The sequence below is a fragment of the Mesorhizobium sp. M7A.F.Ca.US.014.04.1.1 genome (genome assembly GCF_003998745.1).
Taxonomy (GTDB): Bacteria; Pseudomonadota; Alphaproteobacteria; order Rhizobiales; family Rhizobiaceae; genus Mesorhizobium; species Mesorhizobium ciceri.
In genome coordinates this window covers 1-2085 of sequence record NZ_RZRW01000791.1, presented here as the reverse complement: position 1 = coordinate 2085, position 2085 = coordinate 1, and the positions used below count along the sequence as shown (strand labels likewise).

The window sequence follows — 2085 nt, the reverse complement described above, 5'->3', positions numbered from 1 at the left end:
CGACATGCCAAGATCGACCAGGGTGTGGCGCAGGCGCGACCCGCAGAGCCTGCAGCCGACATTCCGGCTTGCCGCACTATGATCGCGGACGATTTCGACTGCCTGAATGTTCATTCCCCCTGCTCCTGTCTGCTGGTTAGAAAACGGAGACGCGGTGCGCTACGCAGAACCGATGCCTGCCGCGCCTCCGCAGGCAGATGGCCACAGGTTAGGATACAGCCCCCCCTGGTTCGATTTGCCAATCCGTCGGGTGCCTTAATCCTAATAGCGAGCGGGCGGCGGCAATGCCGGCGCGAGGCCCGCCGAACGGGTAAAGCCGTCATCCGGATATACCGCTATCGAAGAGGCCACCTAAGGCTTAGGTAGCCCTTCCAGCGTCGGCTGGCGACGCTGACAATTGCCGCGCCGGTCTTGCTCGGCACGGGGGATCCAAGTGCATGCTGTTTACCGAAACGGAGCTTCAAGGTGTCTGGCTGATCGAGCCTACACTGATGGTTGACGACCGTGGTTTTTTCACCCGTCTTTTCTGCGAAAAGGAGATGGCGGATTGCGGTCTGGCGACCCGATTTGTCCAGCACAGCCGGTCCTGTTCGGTCCAAAAGGGAACTCTCAGGGGGCTACACTACCAAGAGGAGCCTTACGCCGAGGTCAAGCTGGTCTCCTGTGTCCGCGGCGCTATTTTTGATGTCGTCGTGGACCTGCGCCCGAATTCACCGACACGCTACAAGTGGCTTGGCTTCGAGCTGACATCCGAGAACATGAAGCAGGTCTATATCCCCGCCGGATTCGCGCACGGCCTGCAGACCCTTACGGACGGCACCGAGGTCTCTTATCTCATATCGCAGTTCTATGCGCCCCACGCGTCGACGGGCGTCCTCTACAATGACCCGGCCTTTTCGATCCGCTGGCCATTGATGCCGACAGCAATGTCGGAAAGGGACAAGTCCTGGCCCCTTGTCAGACGGCGAACCGGCGCCTCGGCCTCATGAGGCTGCTGCCAAAAGACCATGTCCCAATAACAGTCTGGCGGCGGCGGCGAGTTCCTTGAACGGCAGGTTCGAACGCTCCGCCATGCTCAGAAGCGAATGCTGCCCGTCGGCAAGGTTTAGCACCCAAAGCAGCGACATCGACGTTGCGCCCGACGACTTCTGCCCTCCCAGGGCTGCATAGAGGCCGCGCTTGCCGAGTTGCGGTTCGCCTTTAGGCAAGAGGTTCAACGGCGTCCAGTCCTCTTCGATGATGTCGATTACGTCCGTCAGGATGCGGAAGGAATCCTCGAGATGCTCCGGCCTGATGAAGTCAAGATTGTCGGCCGACGTGTGGTATTCGGGGAATGTGCCGTGGACGCTCCGCTGGAACATGCCGACCGGAAGATCGAAGCCCGGCGAGCAATATTGCCTCTCGTCATAACCGTAAGGGGAGAAATCCAGCATCTTTGCCCCAGCTAGACGCCCGAGCACGTGTGCCATGGCGCGATCGACGAGCGCGTCACCGCGGCGGCTGCGCTTGTATGCCGGGCTTCCTGCGTCACCAACGCATGACAGCACCAGACCATGGTCGATGAGACATGTCCGGTCCTCGTTGCGCGACAGCCACGCGAGCGCGCCGATGGTGCCCGGGGCGAACAGGAAGCGATAGCTGTATCGTGTTTCCCTTGCCTTCAGGCTTCTTGCGAGCGCTGCCAGCAGGGCCAGGCCCGAACAGTTGTCGTTGGCGAGTGAGGGATGGCAAATGTGCGCCGAAAGCAGGAATTCCCGTTCTGTTTGCCCGCGGTGCAGGTATTCTCCGTAGGCGAGGCTGCCGTCTTTGAATTCGGCATCGATCTCCACCCGATAGAGACCGTCGGGCATGTTGGCCACACGGTCATGGGCTGCGCAGAAGCCCCATGTCGGGGTGTAATAGGAAGTGCGGTAGGGAATCACCTTCGGTTGTTCCGGCAGCGTATGGATATGCGGCCTCAATTCTTCGAGCGGCAGTATCCCCTTGAAGGGTACGCTGTAGTTGACGATGTGCAGGTTGGAGCCAGCGAAATCCACGACAGTTTGTCCGTCCGGGCCGGTGATGCTTGCCGAGCGGATGTTCCAT

2 protein-coding genes are annotated in these 2085 nt (G+C 60.3%); one reads left to right on the top strand and one right to left on the bottom strand.

The window, feature by feature from the left end:
- The first annotated feature begins 437 nt into the window (after nt 1–437).
- Nucleotides 438–989 carry a dTDP-4-dehydrorhamnose 3,5-epimerase gene (gene rfbC, locus EOA22_RS31530; RefSeq protein WP_024505404.1) on the top strand — a complete coding sequence of 184 codons (552 nt, stop codon included), beginning with the start codon at nt 438–440 and terminating at the stop codon, nt 987–989.
- Here the strand turns inward: rfbC and EOA22_RS31525 are convergent.
- Nucleotides 984–2085 (bottom strand): DUF4910 domain-containing protein (locus EOA22_RS31525; protein WP_127390505.1); only part of this gene is annotated, 1102 nt, incomplete at its 5' end. The genes rfbC and EOA22_RS31525 overlap by 6 nt on opposite strands.

Bases quoted from the DNA above. Each gene is read 5' to 3' on its own strand.
- rfbC (WP_024505404.1), top strand. From the start codon at position 438: ATGCTGTTTACCGAAACGGAGCTTCAAGGTGTCTGGCTGATCGAGCCT.